This window comes from Paraburkholderia sp. SIMBA_053 (assembly GCF_046534895.1).
GTDB lineage: Bacteria > Pseudomonadota > Gammaproteobacteria > Burkholderiales > Burkholderiaceae > Paraburkholderia > Paraburkholderia caledonica.
The window spans coordinates 1-258 of sequence record NZ_JAWRXU010001052.1; the positions used below are offsets into that span (position 1 = coordinate 1).

Below are 258 nucleotides of genomic sequence, written 5' to 3' on the forward strand. Positions count from 1 at the left end.
TATGCGCGACGGTCGCTTCGACGCCGCCGAGCGCGCAACGCAGCATCTGGACGCGCCCACGCGGCTTCATCGTCTCAGGCGCCTGCGCAGATGAAACTGGGCCCACGCATCAGCGCCGCCCTTCGTCGTTGCGCCCGCGCTCGCCTTCGCGGATCTTGCCCTGCGACACGCTGCTGCCCGGCGGCACGCTATGCGTGAGCCACACGTTGCCGCCGATCACCGAGCCGCGCCCGATCGTCACGCGCCCCAGAATGGTCG

The 258-nt window shown here is 70.5% G+C and carries 1 pseudogene; it reads right to left on the reverse strand.

Annotation, left to right across the window (positions count from 1 at the left end):
* Positions 1 to 109: 109 nt before the first annotated feature.
* Positions 110 to 258, reverse strand: a pseudogene (locus SB753_RS38845) (serine acetyltransferase); the annotation flags it as partial.